Source organism: Undibacterium pigrum (assembly GCF_003201815.1).
Classification (GTDB): domain Bacteria; phylum Pseudomonadota; class Gammaproteobacteria; order Burkholderiales; family Burkholderiaceae_D; genus Undibacterium; species Undibacterium pigrum.
On record NZ_QJKB01000003.1, the window covers coordinates 197187 to 218076 of the forward strand.

A 20890-nucleotide genomic window follows, 5' to 3' on the forward strand; every position below is an offset into this window, starting at 1 on the left:
CGCGAAAGCTTTGCCGTATCCATCATTTCGGCTTGCACAGGCTGTTCGCGGCTGAAGCCGCTCCTACGAAATCAAACCTGTCAGAAGTGCGTCCTAAAAAGGCTTGACCACTACCAAAATCAATATCGCCAGCAATAAAATCACCGGCACTTCATTAAACCAGCGGAACCAGACATGGCTGCGCTTGTTAACACCCTTCTCAAATTTCTTCAGCAAGCTGCCGCAGGCGTGGTGATAACCTATCAGCAAGATCACCAAAGTCAGCTTGGCATGCAGCCAGCCATTACCCGGCCCCTTACCTATGCCATAGCCTTGCCATAACCACAGGCCAAATATCAAGGCAAGCACCGCCAATATCGTCATGAAACGATACAGCTTGCGCGCCATCAGCAACAGGCGTTCTGTCGTCGGCGGATGATTTTCCATCGCCAGATTAACCAGAATACGCGGCATATAAAACAGGCCAGCGAACCAGGACGTGACGAACAGGATGTGGAAAACTTTAACCCAGAGCATGGCTTACTTTCTTTATCAGACCTTCTTTAATAAATATTCAATTAGGACTTACGCAATATTGTCCCAACAAGGTTATCACCAAGGAAGCTTCCCTCGGAAGGGAGGCTCGTTTCGTCGGCAGACAATGTATTGTCTGAAACCCCGACTACACCGTAGCGACGAAGACAGTACTTTAGTACGCGGCTCCCAGGAGATGAGCTGCAACGCAGCTGGGACGGTTTTGCGTAAGTCCTAGCAATATCACTGACGTACTTCACCGTGACCGAAGACCACATACTTCATCGACGTCAGCCCTTCCAGCCCTACCGGGCCGCGTGCATGCAGCTTGTCATTTGAGATACCGATCTCTGCACCCAGACCATATTCAAAACCGTCAGCAAAACGGGTGGAAGCATTCACCATCACCGAGGCGGAATCGACTTCGCGCAAGAAACGCAGGGCGCGGCTATAGTCTTCTGTGATGATGGATTCTGTATGTTTGGATGAATAATCATTGATGTGCGTGATGGCTTCATCCAGATCAGCCACTACTTTTACTGCCAGGACTGGGGCCAGGTATTCTGTGCTCCAGTCTTCTTCTGTTGCTTTAACCAGATGCGGGTAACCAGCCAGTATTGCAGCGGCAGCATCGTCACAGCGCAATTCCACCTGCTTGCCTGCATACTGTTCAGCCAGCGCGGGCAAGACCTGGGGCGCTATGCCTTGCGCGACCAGCAAGGTTTCCATGGTGTTGCAAGTACCATAGCGGTGGCACTTGGCATTGAAAGCCACATCCACTGCTTTTTTGAGGTCAGCCTTGTCATCAATATACACATGGCAGATACCATCGAGATGCTTGATCATGGGCACAGTGGCCTCTTGCATCAGACGCGCAATCAGGCCCTTGCCGCCACGCGGGACGATGACATCGACATATTGCGGCATGGTGATCAGTTCACCAACGGCAGCGCGGTCTGTAGTCTCGACGATTTGTACTGCGTCGGCAGGCAAACCGGCACCGGCCAGGCCTTCCTTGACCAGCATCGCCAGCGCCTGATTGCAATGGATGGCTTCTGAACCGCCGCGCAATATCGTCGCATTGCCGCTCTTGATGCACAGGCCGGCGGCATCCACTGTCACATTCGGGCGTGCTTCATAAATAATGCCAATGACGCCCAGTGGCACGCGCATTTGCCCTACCTGTATGCCGGTGGGGCGGTATTTCATGTTCGAGATTTCACCAATAGGGTCAGCCAGACTGACGATCTGCTCCAGACCCTCTGCCATGGTGGCTATCGCCTTGTCGGACAAGGTCAGCCTGTCGAGCATGGCGGCTTCCATGCCTGCTGCTTTTGCTGCGGCAAGGTCAAGCTCATTGGCGGCGCGCAAGGCAGCGGCTTCGCGCCTGATGGCGGCAGCGATCAGGGACAGGGCCTTGTTCTTGGCGGCGGTGTCGGCTTTGGCCATGGCGCGCGATGCTGCGCGGGCACGGACGCCGAGGTCATTCATGTAGTGCTTGATATCCATATCGTCATTCAGAGACCTACTGGTCTCATATTCGTTGATCAGCCACCAGCAAGGTGGCGAGGGAATTCAATTTCCGGTTTGATAAACCGCTCAATCAGGTGCTGGCACAATGGCGATTAAGCCGCTTTTGCCACTCTCAAACCCAATTGCAACAAGGCATCCCAGGGGTCTCCTGCAAATGCCTTCGCCCGTAAACCTTTTACCATCTTATCGACTTGCGATGCCTCTTGCAGTGCAGCCCGTAAATTTGCCAGGCTGACGCGGCGCAAGGCAGGGTCCATGAGTTTTTCCCGCGGGCCCCAGATGCGATATTCTTTCAGCAAGGCTGACAAGGGTCTGCCCTGTGCCATGCCAGATTTCAGTTTCAGCAAGGTACGTATCTCTTCTGCCATGGCCCACAAAACCAGCGGCAGGGCTTCGCCCTCACCTTTCAAGCCATTCAACATGCGCACCAGTCTGGCGACATCACCGGCCAGCATGGCTTCATTGAGTTTGAAGACATCATAGCGCGCGACATTCAGCACGGCATCATGGATTTGTTCAAAACTCAGTTTGCCTGCCGGGTGCAGCAAGGCCAGCTTCTGGATTTCCTGATGGGCTGCCAGCAAATTACCCTCTACCCTGTCGGCAATGAAATCCAGGCTTTGCCGGTCTGCACTTTGCTGTTGCAAGGACAGGCGCATGCTGATCCAGCCTGGCAGTTGATTGCGCTCTACCAGCGGGATATCGATATACACCGCGTTTTGCTGCAAGCTGCCTACCCAGGCAGCTTTTTGCGTAGCCCAGTCCAGCTTGGGCAGGGTGATCAGTGTGAGGTTATCAGGCGACAGATTTGCCACATAATCCTGCAGGGCCTGGCCACCATCCTTGCCGGGTTTACCTGTAGGGATACGCAAGTCGATGAGTTTTTTATCACCAAACAAGGATTGCGACTGATTCGCGGCCAGTAAGGCACCCCATTTGAAACTGCGCTCTACCGTCAATATCTCGCGCTCGTAAAATCCCTGCGCCTTTGCGGCACGACGTATCTTGTCTGCGGCTTCCAGCGCCAGCAAATGCTCATCACTGGTGATCACATACAGTGGCGCCAGTGTTTTCGCCAGATGGCCATCAAGGGCATCGAAGCGTAATTGCATATCAGTCGTCCATCTTTATAACAGCCAGGCGACGCATGATTTGCTGCACCAGATCACTTTGCATATCGCGGTACAGCAAGACTTCTTCGGCTTCTTTCGCCAACACCTGAGTCTCATTAAAGCTGATATTACGCTTGAGCTGTATGTCTACCGGCTCCAGAAATTCCTTGCCCACATTATTGCGGACACGGAAGCGGAAGTTGTAGATCAAATTGTACTCACGCACACGGCCCTGGCTATTCAGGGACAGGATTTGCTTGTCTCTGGTTTCTGCCAGCACTTCCAGCATTACCTGCGCATCCTTGGCATCCGACATGATCTGTGTCTGACCATTGGCGCGAATATGACGGCGCAATTCTCCCCCCAGGGAAGAGGCTTCAGGCAAACCTATATAAATGCTCTTGAATGGCAGGGCCACCGGGCCGCGCAGGGCAAAACCACAAGCTGACAACAACATGATGGACATGATGGCTGCCAGCCATTGCAGGTGCTTTATATACTTTGCTTGCATGCGGTTTTTCCCCGTTACTGGTATATCTATTAAACAATCAGGCGACGATATTCACCAACTTGCCAGGCACGATGATGATTTTCTTGGCTGCGCCTTCCATGAACTTTTGCACGCTTTCATTGGCCAGTGCAGTCGCTTCTATAGTGGCCTTGTCGGCATCCTTGGCGACCTTGATGCTGCCGCGCAGTTTGCCGTTGACTTGTACCATGAGTTCGATTTCATCCTGTACCAATGCAGCCTCATCCACCAGCGGCCATGGTGCATCAATGATTTCACCAAGTTCTGTCGCCAGGCCCAGTTCCTGCCACAAGGCATGAGTGATGTGCGGGCATACCGGATACAGGCCACGCAGCAAGATGCTGAACGCTTCGCGCAAAGCTGCAGCACTGCCTTCGGCTTCAGACTTGAAGGACTCTATGGTATTGAGCAACTTCATCGCGCCAGAGACAACGGTGTTGTATTGCAGTCTATCGTAATCAGCATCGATCTGCTTCAGCGTCAGATGTACTTCACGGCGCAAGGCTTTGACGTCATTGGCATAGTTGGCTGGTGCAGCTGTACCGTTAGCAATCGTGCCGGACAATTTCAATGCAGAAGCCCACAAACGACGCAGGTAACGTGATGCACCTTCTACACCACTGTTACTCCATGCCGCACTTTGATCTGGAGGACCGGCAAACATGGTGAACAGGCGTGCCGTATCAGCACCGAACTGCTCGATAATGTCTTTCGGTTCAACCACATTGTTCTTGGACTTGGACATCTTTTCTATGCCGCCCATTTGCACAGGCTGGCCATCGCTTTTCAGCGATGCAGAAACTGGACGTCCCTTGTCATCATGCTGGACTTCGATTTCATTCGGATAGAACCAGATTTTCTTGCCGCTGGCATCTTCACGATAGTAAGACTCATTGAGCAGCATGCCCTGGGTGAACAGGTTCTTGAAAGGTTCGTCTATCTTGACCAGGCCCAGGTCACGCATGGCCTTGGTCCAGAAACGTGCATACAACAAATGCAACACCGCATGTTCGACGCCACCGATGTACTGGTCCATCGCCATCCAGTAATCATTGCGCTCGTCAACCATGGTAGTCGCATCTGGGCAGGTATAACGCATGAAATACCAGCTGGAATCAACGAAGGTATCCATGGTGTCAGTTTCACGGTGTGCCGGGCTGCCGCATTTAGGGCAAGGCACATTCAGGAAATCTTCACGGTGCTTCAATGGGTTACCAGAACCGTCAGGGATGCAGTCGGTAGGCAATACGACTGGCAAGTCTTCATACGGCACAGGCACGTCACCACAGCTGTCGCAGTGGATGATAGGGATAGGTGTACCCCAGTAACGCTGACGGGAGATACCCCAGTCACGCAAGCGCCAGGTGGTTTTCTTTTCGCCCAGGCCTTTGGCTACCAGGTCATTTGCCACGGCATCAACCGTGGCCTTGAAAGTCAGACCATCATATTTGCCAGAGTTAACAGTAAGGCCACGCTGCTTGTCGCCATAGGATTCTGCCCATGCATCCGTCGTGAAGCTTTCGCCTTCAATCGCCACGACCTGCTTGATAGCAATATTGTATTTTTTCGCGAACGCGAAATCGCGTTCATCATGCGCAGGCACGCCCATGACGGCGCCATCGCCATACGTCATGAGTACATAATTACCAACCCAGACTTCTACCTGCTCGCCAGTCAGAGGATGAGTAACGAACAAGCCAGTAGGCATGCCCTCTTTTTCCTTGGTGGCCATTTCGGCTTCTGTGGTGCCACCTGCTTTACAGACTTCGATGAAGGCTGCCAGTGTGGCATTATTCTTTGCAGCCAGCGTGGCGATAGGGTGCTCTGCCGCTACTGCGCAGAAAGTCACACCCATGATGGTGTCAGGACGGGTAGTGAACACATACATCTTGCCGTCTTGTACCAGTGTGCCGGTTTCATCTTTGATCTCGTGCGGGAAAGCAAAGCGCACGCCTTCGCTCTTGCCTATCCAGTTACGTTGCATGGTACGTACTTGCTCAGGCCAGCCATCCAGATCATCGATGCTGTTCAGCAACTCGTCTGCATATTGGGTGATGCCAAAGTAGTAGCCAGGGATTTCGCGTTTTTCTACCAGGGCGCCAGAGCGCCAGCCACGGCCATCGATGACCTGCTCATTCGCCAGCACGGTTTGATCGATAGGGTCCCAGTTCACGACCTGGGTTTTTTTGTAGGCGACGCCTTTTTCCAGCATCTTCAGGAACAGCCACTGGTTCCAGCGATAGTAGTCAGGATCACAAGTTGCAACTTCACGGGTCCAGTCAAATGCCAGGCCCAGGGGCTGCATTTGCGACTTCATGTCTTCGATGTTGGCGTAAGTCCATTCTGCTGGCGACTTTTTATAGGCAATCGCCGCATTTTCTGCAGGCAGGCCAAAGGCATCCCAACCCATGGGCATGAGGACGTTATAGCCCTTCATGCGCAGCTGGCGTGCCAGCATGTCGTTGATCGTGTAATTGCGCACGTGGCCCATGTGCAGCTTGCCGGAAGGATAAGGCAGCATGGAGCAAGCGTAGTACTTGCCTTTAGGGAAACGTGGATTATTTTCTACTGCCGTATAGGCATCGATCTTTTTCCAATGGGATTGCGCCGATTGTTCGACGTCAGAGGGCGTGTATTTTTCTTGCATGGCGTAAGCAGAAGTGGAAGCGAAAATGACTCAGAACCTTTGATTATAACTGGTTCAGCCACATTATTGAGGAAAGCCTTGCTGGCCAAGGCTGTCAGGACGAATTATGGGAAGCTTGCCGACTTTTAAAACAGGCAGGCCATCAAGGTTTTTTAGCTTGCTTGCTGTCAGTGACGAAAGAAATCTTTGCCAGCCCCTGGGATTGGGCCGCCGCCATGACCTTGGCGATAATTTCATAGCGGGTAGCCTTGTCGGCGCGCAACTGTATTTCGGCCTGCTTGTTCTTTTTTGCCTGTACAGCCAGTTTAGCCTCCAGCTCCGTCATGGCGAGAACCTGGTTATTCCAGTAAAGGATGCCATCGGCGTCAAATGAGATACTTACAGTATCTGCTTGTTCTGGCGCGGCTTCAGATTGCGCCTGTGGCAAGTCCAGCTTGACCGCATGGGTCATGAAAGGTGCTGCGATGATGAAGATAACCAGCAAGACCAGCATGACATCCACCATGGGTGTGACATTGATGTCCGCCATGGAAGTCAAAGGGCGGGATGAAGATTCGCGCGGCGCATGAAATTGACCGAATGTCATCTCGAATGTTATCTATTAATATTAATGTCAGGACTTGCTCATATGAGCATGCAAGTCAAAGGCAAATCCATCAAGTTCAGCGAGGGTAATGCGGTTGATGCGGTTGAAACCGTTATAAGCCAGCACCGCAGGTATCGCTACCAGCAAACCCAGGGCCGTCATGATCAAGGCTTCACCCACAGGCCCGGCCAGTTGGTCAATTTGTACGACGCCATTCGAAGAAATAGCCGTCAAAGCGCGGTAAATGCCCCATACCGTACCCAGCAAACCTACAAAAGGTGCAGTTGCACCAACTGAGGCTAGAAAGCTAAGGCCGGTTTCCAGCTTGACCGTCAAACCCTGCAATTCCTGGCGCAGACTGCGCGTCAGGATTTCGCTAAGACCTGCATTGGCAGACAAGGTGGCACTGCGCTGTGCCGTATCGCTGGCTGCGTGTGCTGCATCTGCCAATGAAATAAATACTTTGGACTGATCTGCCTGGCGCAGGGACGACAAGGCATCTGCCAGACTGGGAGCGCGCCAGAAATTGCGCAAGGCAGGAGCAGCTTTACGGATGCGCCAGAAACTCCAGGCCTTCATCAAAATCAGCGTCCAGCTAAGTACGGACATCAGCAATAATAGCCAGCCGACCAGATGCCCCATGGCATCGGCCTGTTCCCAGTAATGTGCAATTGCAGAATTCATGTATGTGCCAAGTAGATATTATGCAGATGAAACAGGCAGATTAACGCAAGCCCAGCACATCATACATATCAAACAAGCCCACAGACTTGCCTTCGAGGAAACGTGCGGCACGCAGGCTGCCATGGGCATAAGTCACACGGCTGGATGATTTATGGCTGATTTCTACGCGTTCGCCAATACCGGCAAACAAGACCGTATGGTCGCCAACAATATCGCCGCCACGGATAGTGGCAAAACCGATGGAAGACGGGTCGCGCTCGCCTGTCACGCCTTCACGGGCAAACACACCGACTTCATTAAGGTCACGACCCAGGGCATCGGCGATGACTTCACCCATTTTCAGGGCTGTACCAGAAGGAGCATCCACCTTGAAACGGTGATGGGCCTCGACGATCTCGATGTCATAACCCTCGGCGAAGCTTTTTGCTGCCATTTCCAGCAACTTCAAGGTGACATTCACACCTACGCTCATATTCGGCGCAAATACGATGGCAGTTTTTTCAGCCGCTGCTGCAATTGCTGCCTTGCCTGCCTCATCAAAACCTGTCGTGCCTATGATCATCTTGATGCCATGGGCAGCACAATATTCCAGGTGCTTGAGCGTGCCTTCAGGGCGCGTGAAATCAATGAGATAACTGGCGTTCGCCAGACCTGTCGCCAGATCAGCAGTAATACTGACACCAGCTGGCTTACCCAGACTGGCAGCAGCATCTGTACCCAAGGCAGGCGAAGCTGGCACGTCAAGCGCGCCCACCAGCACCATATCATCGGCATTGCTGATGGCTTCGACCAGCATTTTACCCATACGGCCAGAAGCGCCGGCCACGGCAATTTTCAGTGCAGTCATGATGATTTATTTCTATTTTTTCTTGGGAGCGTCGGTTTCCACTATCGATTGCACTCGGTTCAAGCCCAGGGCAGATTCGGTAATGCGTGCCAGGTATTCTTTTTCTGTTGGTAAATTACCACCTTCAAACTTGGCAACTGTACCGTTTTTAAAATACACAGAAACCCGGCTGGTAATGCGCTCACCATTTGGCTTGGTCAGACGGAAAGGGTAATCCCAGCGGTCTTCATGAAACATATCGGTCAGCAAGGCCGTACCCAGTACGAATCGCACTTGCTCACGTGTCATGCCTTCTTTTAATTGCGCAATCATTTCCTGGGAAACGAAGTTACCTTGCTGTATGGAGACGCGATAAGGTGAAACAAACGCCAATACCTTGGCAAAACCTGTAGGCTGTACCACCTGGGCACCATCTGTACCACTCGGCGTGCCTGAAGTTGCATATACTGAGGTCTTGTCAGCAGATGACAGGATACCCAGTGGAGACGTACATGCTGCAGTCAGAGACGTCAGCAAAGCCAGGCCCGCTACGCGGCTCATCTTCTTCCGTGTTACTTTTGAAAACAACAGTTGCATAGATAACCTCTTAATTGAGCAACAAGCCCTAAAACCCGATATCATAAAGCAGATAGCAATTTTTTGATCGAAAACATGACAAACAGCACCCCCAACCTCAAGGCCAGCGGTCTGAAAGCCACTCTGCCCCGTCTGAAAATCCTGGAAATCTTCCAGAACAGCAAGGTTCGTCATCTGACAGCAGAAGACGTGTATAAGATCCTGCTCAATGAAAATATGGATGTCGGCCTGGCAACAGTGTACCGCGTGCTGACCCAGTTTGAGCAAGCCGGCTTGCTACACCGCAATCATTTCGAGACTGGCAAGGCCATTTTTGAACTGAATGAAGGCTCACACCATGACCATCTGGTTTGCCTGGACTGTGGCCGGGTGGAAGAATTCTTTGATGAAGAGATAGAACAACGCCAGCAAACTGTGGCCCTGGATCGCGGCTTCAAGATTGCCGAGCATGCGCTGGCCATTTATGGCAATTGCACCAAGCCTAATTGTGAGCATAAAAACAGCTAATTCCTCAATCCCTCCGGCAAAACAACAGCGCCAGCTGGAGGGGGTTAGGGCTTGGCATGTATGTCGATAAATGTCTGTATATCTTGAGCAATGCGTCCCAGCCCAGTAAATACAACATTTCTTGGTGAAAAAGGCAGGCCTGGAAAACTGAGGTAATCCAAAAATTGCAAATCAGACATAATACTCTTGCGTTCATCGCGGGGTATTATGCCCACATGGGGCATGGCACCAAGTCCGGACTCGAAAGCGACGGTATGCAAAGTCAATGGTTCAAGCTCCTCTCGGCTTGGATTATCCTCACCTTGCCAGCATAATGCTGAAAATACCGGGTCTGTACTTTTTTCAAGCTCAAGGAAACCCACCAGCACGAGTGCAGCCTTATTGCCGTTTGGCAATGCGATCAAAAAAACAGATCCGACTTCTGCAGTCGTTCGTATTTTCCTGGGCTTTACTGGAACAAATTTAACCAGCTTCCGTTCTGGCTGTGGCGTAAGCAACTTTTCTTCGAGAGCCTGCTGGACTTTTTTGCGCGCCTTGGCTCCAGCACCCCAAGATGAGCAATCCTCTAATTGTTTCAACAACGCCAAGGCTATGCTACGCAACTCTTCATTCAGACGCCCGTATTTCCAGGTAGTCTCTGCGAGTGGAAAATACACCATGTAAGAAAACTCAGGGTCATCCAAAACAAAGGAATGTCTTTGCAGTATGTATCTATAAGCCTCGTCATCCGGCATGCCTGACTTCAAAGCTTGCACATAATCATCTCTGACATCACAACACGTATCGTCGGCATACAGGCCGGTACCCCAGGTTCCCATTATTATTTCAGCATCTACTTATTGATCTTGGCTACCACAGCTTCCACGGTACCTATGATCTTTTGCGCATTGAATGGCTTGAGGATATAGCCATGTATGCCATTCTTGACTACCTCGGTGATGGTTTCCTGATCTTTATTGGCAGTGACCATCAGCACCCTGGCATCTGGCAACAACTCCCTGATGCGCGGTAAAATTTCAGTGCCACTGATCTTGGGCATGACGATATCCAGCAAGATCAGATCGGGCTTGAGTTTTAATGCCAGTTCCAGACCAGTACCGCCATCAGTGGCTTCGCCAACGACGTTATAACCCTCGTTGCGCAGTATGACCCTGAGCACCTCGCGGGTCACATCATTGTCATCAACCAATAAAATCTTTACGTTTTTCTTGTCCATGGCAACCCTGTATTAGCGTCAATATTTGATTAGCTGTTTCTCTGGTTTACACTCTACTCTACTGGCTTAATGCATTAGATAATAATTTTGCAGTGATGTCCACGATGGGTATCACTCTTTCATAGGCCATGCGGGTTGGGCCTATGACGCCCAGGGTGCCCACGATCTTGCCGTTTACCTCATAAGGTGCTGTGACTATGCTCATTTCTTCCATGGGCACCAGTTGCGACTCCCCGCCTATGAAGATTTGCACGCCGGTCGCCTTGCTGGAGACATCCAGCAATTGCATGAGGCTGTTTTTTTGCTCGAACATATCAAACAATTTGCGCAATGATCCCATATTGGATGACAAATCCTGCACGTTCAGCAAATTGCGCTCGCCTGAAATAACTACCTCATCATTGTCCTCATCCATGGCATTGCTGCCAGCCTCGACGGCGGCTTGCATAAGCCTGGTCATGTCATTTTGCAATTGCCGCAATTCGCCATTGATACGCGAACGTGCATCAGTAAAGCTCAGACCACCAAAATTCTGGTTCAAATAATTGGCGGCCTGCACCAGTTGTGCGGGTGTGTAATCAACATCCGTCAGTAACAGACGATTATGGACCTCGCCGCCAGGCGCCACGACAACCAGCAGAATGCGCTTTTCTGACAGACGCAAGAACTCCACCTGCTGGAAAATCGACTCAGTACGCGGCGTGACGACAACTCCGGCAAATTGTGACAGGGACGACAAAATTTGCGCCGCATTGGTAATCAGTTTTTGCGGAGATTGCGCATTCATATTGGACTGCAGGCTGGAGTGCAGACGTGTATCCATTTCGCTGCCATTTATATCTTGCACCGTCAGCAATTTATCGACGAAAACGCGATAACCTCTGGGCGTGGGAATACGGCCAGCAGAAGTATGCGGGCTGGCGACAAAGCCCATTTCTTCGAGGTCAGCCATGACATTGCGTATCGTCGCAGGCGATAATTCCAGGCCGGATATTTTTGACAAGGCACGGGAACCCACAGGCTGGCCGTCAGCGATATAACGCTCGACCAGGGCTTTTAATAAAGTTTGTGCGCGGATATCTAGTTGCATGGTTTCATTTTATGCGTTCATGACTGACATGGACATAGAAAAATTCATAGCCATAGAGCCAAATCATGCAGATTGGCAAATTCGGCGTCCGGCTTGATATGCAAATGGCGTTCATCTTCAATTTTTAAACCCTGGCGGTTCATCCAGGCACCTTTCAGACCCGCCTGTTGCGCACCTTGCACATCCAGCAATAAGTCGTCCCCTACATACAAGACATCTTGCGGTGCGAGACCGAGTTCCTGACAGGCCGCCAGGAAGATCCTGGGATCAGGCTTGCCGCAACCAAAGCGAAATGCCGCGATAGACACCTTGAAATGGTGGGCCAGGCCGATTGCCTGCAAATCGGCAAAACCATTCGAGACTGTACCCAGAGTCAGTTTATCCTGCAAAACCTGCAAAGCTGGTTTGACATCGGCATACAAATCCACTTTGTTTCTGGCATCAGCAAACACAGCCATGGCCTGATCGGCTTTTTCGGCTGCAACGCCATGCTCATCAAACACCTGGCTCAGTAAAGTATGGCGCAAAGACCATAAGTCGTATTGAAAACGCGGGTCACTGGACACCAGCACATTCCTGCGTTCACGCAATTTTTCTGGATTGTAATTTTGCGCCACGACAGGCGCATGTTCATGCATCCATTGTTGCAATACTGATTCAGCGTGGCGAATTACCGGTGCAACCGGCCACAAAGTATCATCCAGATCCAGCAAAACTGCTTTAATTGCCATAAAGAGCACTCATTCCATTCATAGATGCCCTAATTATGTTCTAATCTTAGCCATCATGTCACCCTACCCTTGTTTATGACAGTACAGGCAAAAACCATTGCACTTGTTGGAAAATCTAATGCGGCTGGCATTGCCGACTCGATTAACGAACTGGCCAATTTTCTTGCTACCGCAGGACATCGTGTCGTCATCGAGGCAGAGACAGCCCAATACCTGCAACTAAGCGAATTCAGCAGCATGCCCGTGCCTGAGATAGGCAAGCTGGCTGATGTTGCCATTGTGGTCGGTGGCGACGGCACCATGTTGGGCATAGCCCGGCAACTGGCACCCTACAATATCCCGCTGATAGGTATCAATCAGGGCAGGCTGGGCTTTATCACCGATATTGCGCTTGACCGCATGATCCCTGTCATTACGGAAATGCTGGACGGCAATTATGTGTCCGAGCGCCGCAGCTTGCTACAGGCCATCGTTACCCGTGATGGCAACCAGATTTTCAGTGGTGTGGCATTCAATGACATCGTGGTATCGCGTGGCGCAGGCTCAGGCATGGTGGAATTGCGCGTCGAGGTAGATGGGCATTTCATGTACAACCAGCGCTCTGACGGTCTTATCGTTTCTACGCCTACCGGTTCTACGGCCTATGCGCTTTCTGCTGGCGGTCCCCTGCTACACCCCAGTCTGTCAGGTATTGCAATGGTGCCAATTGCCCCGCATGCCTTGTCGAACCGCCCTATCGTTTTGCCAGACAGTAGCGAAATCGTCATCACCATCGTCGCCGGACGCGATATCAGCCTGAATTTTGATATGCAAAATTTTGCCAGCCTGCAGCATCAGGACAGGATTATCGTCAACCGTTCTGCCCATACGGTGACTTTCCTGCATCCTCCGGGCTGGAATTATTACAACACCTTGCGCGAGAAACTGCACTGGAATGAATATCCTTCCGTAGAGGGTGCGCTGAATTAAGTTTAGCCTGTCCACTCTTACGAACACAGAAGTCACAGGCTGTTGCTAGAATAGCGATTTTAGCTATGCCAGCTCACTCTGGCTAGCCCTGTTTTCTTAACAAATTCCTTCATGTCTGCCCATTATGTTGCGCACGCTTGCCATACGAGATTTTGTCATTGTTGATACGCTGGAACTTGAATTTTCTTCCGGCTTCAGTGTGCTGACCGGAGAAACCGGTGCCGGCAAGTCCATCCTGATTGATGCCCTGACACTGGCCCTGGGTGGTCGTGGCGACGCCAGCATGGTGCGCGAATCCGCCAGCAAAACTGATATCAGTGCAGAATTCGCCGTGAATGACAGCCTCTCTGCCTGGTTGCAGGAACATGAATTCTTTGACCAGGATCAGCCATTGATCTTGCGCCGTACCATCGATAATGCCGGACGTTCCAAGGCCTGGATCAACGGCATCACCGCAACCGCCGGACAATTGCGCGAAATTGGTGACATGCTGGTGGATATCCACGGCCAGCATGCACATCAGTCTCTATTGAAAACCGAAGCGCAGCGCGATTTGCTGGACATGCAGGGTGGCTTGCAAGAGCAAGTTACTGAAGTAGGCTTGCGCTACCGCGCCTGGCGCAATATCAGCAAGCAACGCGAAGAATTTGAAACCAATGCCAAGAGCGTTTTGCAAGAGCGTGAGCGCCTGGAATGGCAAGTGGGTGAACTCGACAAACTGCAAATCAAACCTGGTGAATGGGAAAGCATCAGTCAGGAACATACCCGCCTGGCCCATGCAGCCAGTCTTTTGGAAGCTGGGCAGGAAGCGGCGGCCCTGATTTCGGAATCCGAGCATCCAGTCTTGTCGCAACTGACGACCATCCAGCAAAAACTCTTGAAGCTGCTTGATTATGATGCGGCGCTGAAACCTGTCACTGACGCGCTGGAATCTGCCTGCATCAATTTGCAGGAAACCACTTATGCACTCAATGTTTACCTGAGCCGTACCGAGCTTGATCCAACCCGCCTTCGCGTAGTGGAAAACCGTGTAGAAGCGATACACACCACAGCGCGACGTTTTCATGTCGCACCAGAAAAACTGCATGAAGAATTTGCCACCCTGTCAGCCCAGTTGGCGCAACTATCCAATGCCACCGACATGGATGCCCTGAAAGCACAGGAAGAAAAAGCCAGGTTGGCTTACCTGCAAACCGCAGAAAAGCTCAGCAAGGCCAGACAAAAAATTGCCAGGGACCTGGGCGCAGCAGTCACCACAGCAATGCAAGACCTGAGCATGGGTGGCGGTAGTTTCTCGGTCACCTTGAATCCGGTAGAGCCAGCAGCCTATGGCCTGGAGCAAGTAGAGTTTCTGGTCGCAGGTCATGCAGGTGTGCAGGCAAGGCCGCTGGCCAAAGTTGCATCTGGTGGTGAACTCGCACGTATCTCGCTGGCGATTTCTGTCATCACCTCTTGCGCTACTGCCACCCCTACCCTTATCTTTGATGAAGTAGATAGCGGCATAGGTGGTGGTGTGGCCGAAGTGGTTGGACGCTTGCTGAAACGACTTGGGCAAGACAGGCAAGTCTTGTGCGTGACGCATTTACCACAAGTGGCCAGCCAGGCCAACCAGCACTTCCAGGTCAGCAAGGCCAGCCAGAATGGCAAGACCGTGTCACAGATAGAAGCACTTGATAATAAACAAAGAGTGGAAGAAATCGCCCGCATGCTGGGTGGCATAGAAATTACGGCGACTACACGCAAACATGCCAGAGAACTGCTGGCTTCTTAAGAAAAAATAAAATGCGCTTCCTCAAAGAACCTGAATACTCCCACGGCAAGATCGCCAAGACTGCCGTCGTGCTGATCAACCTGGGCACACCCGATGCGCCCACTACATCAGCAGTACGCCGCTATCTCAAGCAATTTTTATGGGACAGGCGCGTGGTCGAAGTCCCGCGCCCGATCTGGTGGCTGATTTTGCATGGTGTTATTTTGCCTTTTCGTTCTGGCCAGTCGGCAAAAAAATACGCTTCCGTCTGGACCAAGGATGGCTCGCCATTGAAGATACACACGCAGAAACAGGCATCCTTGCTGAAGGGTTATCTGGGTGAGCGCGGCCATGAGGTACAGGTTGCCTATGCCATGCGCTACGGCTCACCATCCATCCCCGACGTCTTGCAAAAGCTCAAGCAGGATGGTTGTGAGCGCATATTGATCTTGCCTGCCTATCCGCAATATTCTGCGACGACTACCGCCTCCAATTTTGATGCGATAGCCCAGCATTATCAGCAAGTCAGAAACATGCCTGAACTACGCTTCGTCAAGAATTATCATGACAATGATGGCTATATACAGGCCTTGAAATTATCCATCATGAATCACTGGCAAACCCATGGCAGGCCAGAAAAACTGGTGATGAGTTTTCATGGCCTGCCTAAAGCTTTCTTGCTACGCGGCGACGCCTATCACTGCGAATGCTATAAAACAGCCCGACTGCTGGCAGACAGGCTGGGCTTGGGCAAAGATGATTATGTCGTGTCCTTCCAGTCGCGCCTGGGCCGTGCTGAGTGGCTGCAGCCTTACACTGCACCAACCGTCATCAAGCTGGCCAAAGAAGGTGTGAAGCGTCTGGATGTTGTCTGCCCTGGCTTTATCGCTGATTGCCTCGAAACCCTGGAAGAAATCTCCATGGAAGTAAGAGCTGATTTTCTCAAGGCAGGGGGCAAGGAATTCAATTACATCCCCTGTCTGAATGAATCACCGGCATGGATGCGCGCTCTTGCTGAAATCGCAGAACAGCATCTGATAGGCTGGCCTACCATGATCACGGCCAGTGTACGCGAAGAGCAAAAGCAACACGCCCTGATCAGCCGTGCAGAAGCCAAACGCCTGGGCGGCGAAGCCTGAGACGGCAATGGCAAAAACTTATTTCATCGGTGATATACAGGGCTGTGCGGAACAATTACAAAGCCTGCTCGACAAGATAGAGCAGACCGAACCAGATGCACAATATTTGTTTGCTGGCGACCTCGTCAATCGTGGCCCCCTGTCGCTGGCGAGCCTGCGTCTGATACGTGATTTGCAAATCGCTGGCAGGGCAGAATCCGTGCTTGGCAACCATGACCTGCATTTGCTGGCCGTTGCCTATGGCATACGCAAAGCAAGTCGCAGCGATACCCTCGACGATATCCTGCAAGCACCAGACCGCGACGAATTGCTGGACTGGTTGCGGCACAGACCCATGGCGATTTTGCAGCATCAGCATTTGCTGGTGCATGCTGGCATATTCCCGCAATGGTCAGCAAAGCAAACCATCAAGCTGGCGCATGAAGTAGAGACACAGCTGCGCAGTGAAGACTGGCTAGATTTATTGCGTCACATGTATGGCAACACCCCGGCACAATGGCGTGATGACTTGCAAGGCTATGACAGATCACGCTGCATCATCAATGCGCTGACACGCATGCGTTTTTGCAGCGCAGATGGTGTCATGGACTTTGACAGCAAGGATGGACTGAGCAACGCGCCAGAAGGCTTTGCACCCTGGTTTGATCTGTCACGTGCCAGTGAAAAAACCACTGTCGTATTTGGTCACTGGTCAACCCTGGGTCTGATCTTGCGCAACAATCTGATCAGCCTTGATACCGGCTGCGTCTGGGGTGGCAAGCTGACTACCGTCGCGCTTGAAGATAGAGAAATCGTGCAGATAGATTGCCCGCAACAGCAAAAACCGGGGTAACAATTTCCAGATGTTTGACTGGGAAATTTTTAATCAATCCTGTTTAGCAACAAGCCTATTGAAAGACAATCGTGTTTGCCAAAAATTGGGCAAGTCAAATAACGAATTACTTTCCCATATCAACAATTGTTCATACTGACTAAAAGGTTTAAATTTCTCATCTGCGCAATACTGAAACTCTTCTCCTGTATTTTCGGTCACAAGTAAATTGACAATAACTATTATTTTTTTATCTTTATGTGTGACCGAAAAAACGACCCTATCTTGTCCAACATAATTATCTTCTGAAAGATAACCCCAAACTTGCCTGATAACCAGTATTGGGTATAAATTGCCATGCTTCGGTTTTTCTAATATAGCGACTTCAATCAAGTCACCTTTTTTTGCTCCAAGTAATTTGATAACGTCTGAAGTTGAAGGCGAGAAAAAATTGGTGGCAGAAATACTTTCTACTTCCTTTTCATTTTGTGGCTCTCCAATCGGGTGATTATACATATCACGACAAAATGTAAATATTGTAGTTTTTTTTCTCGTCGATTTAGTCACTTCAAAAATATTACCTCTACCACCAACATTGTCGACAGAGTTATTTTGCTGCGCCAAAATCAGTGGTGCATCGTTAGCAAAAATAAGGGGTATATCTATACTAAACACAATTTTTTCCTTTATTAAAGTACTTGACTGTGGAGTCGGGTCTATAGACTACCATTCCTGGTAAGCACTTTACCAGGAATGAATACCATGCAAGTATCAGCACTTATCATAGAAGATCACCCTATCTACCGGGACGCGCTGTCAAATTTCATGCAGACGACTTTTAAAAAAGAGCAGATACTGGCGACAGCCTCAATAGAAGAAGTCAGCAATTGGACAGCCCGGATAGAACAATTGAAAATAATTTTAATTGATCTGAATTTGCCGGGATTGAAAGGGGTAGATGCCGTCAGATGCGTCCGGAAGTATTGGCCAGAAACGCCTGTGATCGTCATTTCAGCCTGCCAGGACAGGCAAGTGATCACCGCCGCCTTGCGTGCGGGTGTCAGGCTGGTTATTTCAAAAAGTGTTTCCGGCACGACCATCGCTGGTCTGATCGACAAAATTTTAAGTAATGCCCCATGCCCTGCAGAATGGATTACTTGTGATGCCAGACCTGAAGCAAGCTCACATGCGCTTATTTCTTTTACCACCAGGCAAAGCGAAATCATGAGATTTCTTGGTCAGGGATTATCCAATAAGGAAATGTGCCTGCGCATGGGACTGGCCGAAACCACGGTGAAAATGCATATATCCCTGATCTTCCGGACTCTGAAAGTAAAAAACCGAATTCAGGCTCTGGTCACTGCGCGCCAGCTTGGGATTGCTGCCTGAAAAACCAGGCGAGTCTTGCGCACTGACTTACAGACTTTGCCCAGCATGTCTAGAATGTGCCATATGCTGGATCAAAGAGTAACGCTAACTAAATCCCCAACTCTTTCACGATAGACTCACGCGCCAGCTTCGCCACGTCTCTTCTATGCGCACCTTCGGTAGGAATGGCAGGCAGGCGTACCAGTTCTGCCGTCATGCGTGGTGCCAGCAAGATGATGCGCATGCTCTCTGCGAAAGTCATGTCACCGATAAAATCAGCCGCTGCATGGAACTGCCCCTGCGCATCAAGGTAGCGCACAACAAAGGGTTGCACGGGTACATGTGCTTCTATTGCCGCTTCAAACAGGTTGGCGTGAAAAGCCAGCAGATTACCTTGTGCTGCTGTCGTACCCTCAGGGAAAAACGCAATGCGCTTGCCTGCTTCTATCTGATGTACCAGGCCTTCATAAATACGGCGCACATCGCGCTGCCTCCCACGCACCAGGAAAATCGTGCCCGCCTTTTCACATAACCAGCCCAGTAAAGGCCAGTTGCGGATATCTGACTTGGCAACAAAATGACAGGGGTGCAGGGTATTAATGACAAAAATATCCAGCCATGACACATGGTTGGAGACTATCATCGCCGACGCATTTACCGCCCCTCCGCTTTTATCCTTGAAAGTCACATCCACAGTACAGATGGCCAGCAACTTGACCGACCAGCGGCGAACCAGTTCGTCACGCCTGGCATCGGAAGAAAACGGAAAGATCACGGCGCAAGTCAGCAGACCTGCCGTGAGATGGAGAAATATCCGGAAAAAATGCCAAACGATCATGCCCAAACACCCATACCCACAAAGGCTAAGATAAAAATTTCAAATCGCAATAAAACAAACGGGAGTACGGTGACCCATACTCCCAGCAAACCATTTTATTACCCAATAATGCTTTAAATCATTTTCAAGAATTCAGTCAGGTCAGACTGGATTCAATGCAAGGTATCAAACGCAATATGCCCCGACACTATCGTCGCCCTGACCACGCCCGGCAATTCATAACCCAGGAAAGGTGTGTGTTTGCCCTGGCTGGCGAGGGCTTTGGCTTCTACCTTCCAGCGTGTGGCAGGATCAAAGATGCAGATATCGGCTGCCTGGCCAACCGCGATTTGCCCGGCTGGCAGGCCTGCCACTTTGGCGGCATGCTGGCTGATCCTGGACAGGGCCAAACTCAGGCTGACATCACCACGGCTGTCTTCTGCCCATTTCAGTGCCAGTGACAATAGCAATTCCAGGCCGGTGGCGCCAGGTGATGCCTCAGCAAAGGGCAGCAATTTTTCGTCGTCATCGACCGGGGTATGGTCTGAGCATATCGCATCGATGGTGCCGTCTTTCAGTGCCGCAGAGATGGCATCACGGTCACGCTGGCTGCGCAGAGGTGGAGTCAGGCGGGCATTGGAATCGAAGTAACCAATGTCGGCATCAGTCAGATGCACATGATGAGCACCGACGTCGCAGGTCAGCGGCAAGCCTTCTTTCTTGGCTTTGCGTATCAAATCCAGTCCAGCGGCAGAAGAGATGCGGCACAGATGTACTTTGGCACCGGTGGCGCGCATGAGTTCAAACAGGGTATGCAGGGCTATTGTCTCAGCCATGACAGGAACGCCAGACAAGCCCAGGCGCGAAGCCAATGGGCCACTATGGGCAACACCACCCTTGCCTATGTAGGCATCTTGAGGACGCAGCCAGACGGTGAAACCAAAGGTGGCTGCGTAATCCAGCGCCCTTTGCAGGGTGTTGGTATTGGCGATGGTCTCTTCAGCCTGAGAGAAACCTATGCAGCCAGCCTCTGTCAGCTCGGCCATCTCAGTCAGGGACTCGCCCTTCAGACCGACTGTCAATGCACCCAGCGGATAAACGTGGGCCTTGTTTTGCATGCGAGCTCTTTGCTTGAGCATTTCTACCAGGCCTGATTCATCCAGCACAGGGTCAGTATCTGGCGGGCACACCAGGCTGGTAACGCCGCCGCGCATGGCGGCCTGCAATTCAGATTCCAGCGTGGCCTTGTATTCAAAGCCAGGCTCACGCAGGCGGGCGCTGAGGTCCACCAGGCCAGCGGTGACGATCAGGCCTGTGGCATCAACAGTTTTATTGGCGACAAAGTCGGCTGGTGCCTGGCCCAGGGCGACGATCTTGCCGGCAGCGATAAACACGTCCTGCACTGCGTCGGTAGCACTTGCCGGATCGATCACGCGGCCATTTTTAATATGTATCTTCATATTCT

General features: G+C 51.2%; 22 protein-coding genes. 6 read left to right on the forward strand and 16 right to left on the reverse strand.

Annotated features, from left to right (window positions below):
- Window positions 1-93: 93 nt before the first annotated feature.
- From DFR42_RS11810 to DFR42_RS11850, 9 genes are all read right to left on the reverse strand, one after another.
- The gene (locus tag DFR42_RS11810) at window positions 94-516 is read right to left on the reverse strand and encodes a CopD family protein (protein ID WP_110255187.1); all 423 of its coding nucleotides are present in this window, start codon (window positions 514-516) and stop codon (window positions 94-96) included.
- A gap of 240 nt (window positions 517-756) precedes the next feature.
- Window positions 757-2022 (reverse strand): glutamate-5-semialdehyde dehydrogenase, encoded by a 1266-nt coding sequence (locus DFR42_RS11815; protein ID WP_110255188.1) that lies wholly within the window; start codon window positions 2020-2022, stop codon window positions 757-759.
- Between the two features lie 116 nt (window positions 2023-2138).
- Window positions 2139-3158 carry a DNA polymerase III subunit delta gene (holA, locus tag DFR42_RS11820; protein ID WP_110255189.1) on the reverse strand — a complete coding sequence of 340 codons (1020 nt, stop codon included), beginning with the start codon at window positions 3156-3158 and terminating at the stop codon, window positions 2139-2141.
- A gap of 1 nt (window position 3159) precedes the next feature.
- Window positions 3160-3669 carry an LPS-assembly lipoprotein LptE gene (locus DFR42_RS11825; protein ID WP_110255190.1) on the reverse strand — a complete coding sequence of 170 codons (510 nt, stop codon included), beginning with the start codon at window positions 3667-3669 and terminating at the stop codon, window positions 3160-3162.
- A 37-nt stretch (window positions 3670-3706) separates the two neighbouring features.
- Window positions 3707-6334 (reverse strand): leucine--tRNA ligase, encoded by a 2628-nt coding sequence (leuS, locus tag DFR42_RS11830; RefSeq protein WP_110255191.1) that lies wholly within the window; start codon window positions 6332-6334, stop codon window positions 3707-3709.
- A gap of 142 nt (window positions 6335-6476) precedes the next feature.
- The gene (locus tag DFR42_RS11835) at window positions 6477-6920 is read right to left on the reverse strand and encodes an ExbD/TolR family protein (protein WP_110255192.1); all 444 of its coding nucleotides are present in this window, start codon (window positions 6918-6920) and stop codon (window positions 6477-6479) included.
- A 27-nt stretch (window positions 6921-6947) separates the two neighbouring features.
- Window positions 6948-7604 carry a MotA/TolQ/ExbB proton channel family protein gene (locus DFR42_RS11840; RefSeq protein ID WP_110255193.1) on the reverse strand — a complete coding sequence of 219 codons (657 nt, stop codon included), beginning with the start codon at window positions 7602-7604 and terminating at the stop codon, window positions 6948-6950.
- Between the two features lie 40 nt (window positions 7605-7644).
- Window positions 7645-8451 (reverse strand): 4-hydroxy-tetrahydrodipicolinate reductase, encoded by an 807-nt coding sequence (gene dapB / locus DFR42_RS11845; RefSeq protein WP_110255194.1) that lies wholly within the window; start codon window positions 8449-8451, stop codon window positions 7645-7647.
- A 12-nt stretch (window positions 8452-8463) separates the two neighbouring features.
- Window positions 8464-8991, reverse strand: coding sequence for an outer membrane protein assembly factor BamE (locus DFR42_RS11850; protein WP_211324281.1), 528 nt, complete (start codon window positions 8989-8991; stop codon window positions 8464-8466).
- 111 nt (window positions 8992-9102) lie between these two features.
- On the opposite strand from DFR42_RS11850, the gene fur reads away from it, so the two are divergent.
- Entirely contained in the window at window positions 9103-9534 is a 432-nt protein-coding gene (gene fur / locus DFR42_RS11855) for a ferric iron uptake transcriptional regulator (protein WP_110255196.1), read from the forward strand.
- 44 nt (window positions 9535-9578) lie between these two features.
- Here the strand turns inward: fur and DFR42_RS11860 are convergent, their stop codons facing one another.
- Genes DFR42_RS11860 through DFR42_RS11875 form a run of 4 tightly spaced genes read right to left on the reverse strand, consistent with a single transcriptional unit; the run spans window position 9579 to window position 12571 of the window.
- Window positions 9579-10352 carry a hypothetical protein gene (locus DFR42_RS11860; RefSeq protein ID WP_110255197.1) on the reverse strand — a complete coding sequence of 258 codons (774 nt, stop codon included), beginning with the start codon at window positions 10350-10352 and terminating at the stop codon, window positions 9579-9581.
- A gap of 14 nt (window positions 10353-10366) precedes the next feature.
- On the reverse strand, window positions 10367-10750 hold the full coding sequence (locus tag DFR42_RS11865; protein ID WP_110255198.1) for a response regulator: 384 nt from the start codon (window positions 10748-10750) through the stop codon (window positions 10367-10369).
- Window positions 10751-10808: 58 nt separating this feature from the next.
- Window positions 10809-11840, reverse strand: a complete 1032-nt coding sequence (gene hrcA, locus DFR42_RS11870; RefSeq protein ID WP_110255199.1) for a heat-inducible transcriptional repressor HrcA — start codon at window positions 11838-11840, stop codon at window positions 10809-10811.
- Window positions 11841-11884: 44 nt separating this feature from the next.
- Window positions 11885-12571: an HAD family hydrolase gene (locus DFR42_RS11875; RefSeq protein ID WP_110255200.1), complete on the reverse strand. Its 687-nt coding sequence runs from the start codon at window positions 12569-12571 to the stop codon at window positions 11885-11887.
- Window positions 12572-12646: 75 nt separating this feature from the next.
- On the opposite strand from DFR42_RS11875, the gene DFR42_RS11880 reads away from it, so the two are divergent.
- From DFR42_RS11880 to DFR42_RS11895, 4 genes are all read left to right on the forward strand, one after another.
- Window positions 12647-13540, forward strand: coding sequence for an NAD kinase (locus tag DFR42_RS11880; protein WP_110255201.1), 894 nt, complete (start codon window positions 12647-12649; stop codon window positions 13538-13540).
- A 124-nt stretch (window positions 13541-13664) separates the two neighbouring features.
- On the forward strand, window positions 13665-15311 hold the full coding sequence (gene recN, locus DFR42_RS11885; RefSeq protein ID WP_110255202.1) for a DNA repair protein RecN: 1647 nt from the start codon (window positions 13665-13667) through the stop codon (window positions 15309-15311).
- A gap of 11 nt (window positions 15312-15322) precedes the next feature.
- A complete protein-coding gene (gene hemH, locus DFR42_RS11890; RefSeq protein ID WP_110255203.1) occupies window positions 15323-16429 on the forward strand; it encodes a ferrochelatase in 1107 nt (368 codons plus the stop codon).
- Window positions 16430-16436: 7 nt separating this feature from the next.
- Window positions 16437-17261, forward strand: a complete 825-nt coding sequence (locus DFR42_RS11895) for a symmetrical bis(5'-nucleosyl)-tetraphosphatase (RefSeq protein WP_110255204.1) — start codon at window positions 16437-16439, stop codon at window positions 17259-17261.
- Between the two features lie 33 nt (window positions 17262-17294).
- On the opposite strand, the gene DFR42_RS11900 is transcribed toward DFR42_RS11895, so the two are convergent.
- On the reverse strand, window positions 17295-17915 hold the full coding sequence (locus DFR42_RS11900; protein ID WP_110255205.1) for a hypothetical protein: 621 nt from the start codon (window positions 17913-17915) through the stop codon (window positions 17295-17297).
- An 87-nt stretch (window positions 17916-18002) separates the two neighbouring features.
- On the opposite strand from DFR42_RS11900, the gene DFR42_RS11905 reads away from it, so the two are divergent.
- Window positions 18003-18629, forward strand: a complete 627-nt coding sequence (locus DFR42_RS11905) for a response regulator (protein ID WP_170133495.1) — start codon at window positions 18003-18005, stop codon at window positions 18627-18629.
- A gap of 88 nt (window positions 18630-18717) precedes the next feature.
- Here the strand turns inward: DFR42_RS11905 and DFR42_RS11910 are convergent, their stop codons facing one another.
- Complete coding sequence (locus DFR42_RS11910) at window positions 18718-19446, reverse strand: lysophospholipid acyltransferase family protein (RefSeq protein WP_110255530.1); 729 nt, start codon at window positions 19444-19446, stop codon at window positions 18718-18720.
- 152 nt (window positions 19447-19598) lie between these two features.
- Complete coding sequence (locus tag DFR42_RS11915; protein WP_110255207.1) at window positions 19599-20885, reverse strand: dihydroorotase; 1287 nt, start codon at window positions 20883-20885, stop codon at window positions 19599-19601.
- Window positions 20886-20890 lie beyond the last annotated feature (5 nt).

Coding starts and splice junctions, on each gene's coding strand:
- DFR42_RS11810 (WP_110255187.1), bottom strand. CDS start 516: ATGCTCTGGGTTAAAGTTTTCCACATCCTGTTCGTCACGTCCTGGTTC.
- DFR42_RS11815 (WP_110255188.1), bottom strand. CDS start 2,022: ATGGATATCAAGCACTACATGAATGACCTCGGCGTCCGTGCCCGCGCA.
- holA (WP_110255189.1), bottom strand. CDS start 3,158: ATGCAATTACGCTTCGATGCCCTTGATGGCCATCTGGCGAAAACACTG.
- DFR42_RS11825 (WP_110255190.1), bottom strand. CDS start 3,669: ATGCAAGCAAAGTATATAAAGCACCTGCAATGGCTGGCAGCCATCATG.
- leuS (WP_110255191.1), bottom strand. CDS start 6,334: ATGCAAGAAAAATACACGCCCTCTGACGTCGAACAATCGGCGCAATCC.
- DFR42_RS11835 (WP_110255192.1), bottom strand. CDS start 6,920: ATGACATTCGGTCAATTTCATGCGCCGCGCGAATCTTCATCCCGCCCT.
- DFR42_RS11840 (WP_110255193.1), bottom strand. CDS start 7,604: ATGAATTCTGCAATTGCACATTACTGGGAACAGGCCGATGCCATGGGG.
- dapB (WP_110255194.1), bottom strand. CDS start 8,451: ATGACTGCACTGAAAATTGCCGTGGCCGGCGCTTCTGGCCGTATGGGT.
- DFR42_RS11850 (WP_211324281.1), bottom strand. CDS start 8,991: ATGAGCCGCGTAGCGGGCCTGGCTTTGCTGACGTCTCTGACTGCAGCA.
- fur (WP_110255196.1), top strand. CDS start 9,103: ATGACAAACAGCACCCCCAACCTCAAGGCCAGCGGTCTGAAAGCCACT.
- DFR42_RS11860 (WP_110255197.1), bottom strand. CDS start 10,352: ATGGGAACCTGGGGTACCGGCCTGTATGCCGACGATACGTGTTGTGAT.
- DFR42_RS11865 (WP_110255198.1), bottom strand. CDS start 10,750: ATGGACAAGAAAAACGTAAAGATTTTATTGGTTGATGACAATGATGTG.
- hrcA (WP_110255199.1), bottom strand. CDS start 11,840: ATGCAACTAGATATCCGCGCACAAACTTTATTAAAAGCCCTGGTCGAG.
- DFR42_RS11875 (WP_110255200.1), bottom strand. CDS start 12,571: ATGGCAATTAAAGCAGTTTTGCTGGATCTGGATGATACTTTGTGGCCG.
- DFR42_RS11880 (WP_110255201.1), top strand. CDS start 12,647: ATGACAGTACAGGCAAAAACCATTGCACTTGTTGGAAAATCTAATGCG.
- recN (WP_110255202.1), top strand. CDS start 13,665: ATGTTGCGCACGCTTGCCATACGAGATTTTGTCATTGTTGATACGCTG.
- hemH (WP_110255203.1), top strand. CDS start 15,323: ATGCGCTTCCTCAAAGAACCTGAATACTCCCACGGCAAGATCGCCAAG.
- DFR42_RS11895 (WP_110255204.1), top strand. CDS start 16,437: ATGGCAAAAACTTATTTCATCGGTGATATACAGGGCTGTGCGGAACAA.
- DFR42_RS11905 (WP_170133495.1), top strand. CDS start 18,003: ATGCAAGTATCAGCACTTATCATAGAAGATCACCCTATCTACCGGGAC.
- DFR42_RS11910 (WP_110255530.1), bottom strand. CDS start 19,446: ATGATCGTTTGGCATTTTTTCCGGATATTTCTCCATCTCACGGCAGGT.
- DFR42_RS11915 (WP_110255207.1), bottom strand. CDS start 20,885: ATGAAGATACATATTAAAAATGGCCGCGTGATCGATCCGGCAAGTGCT.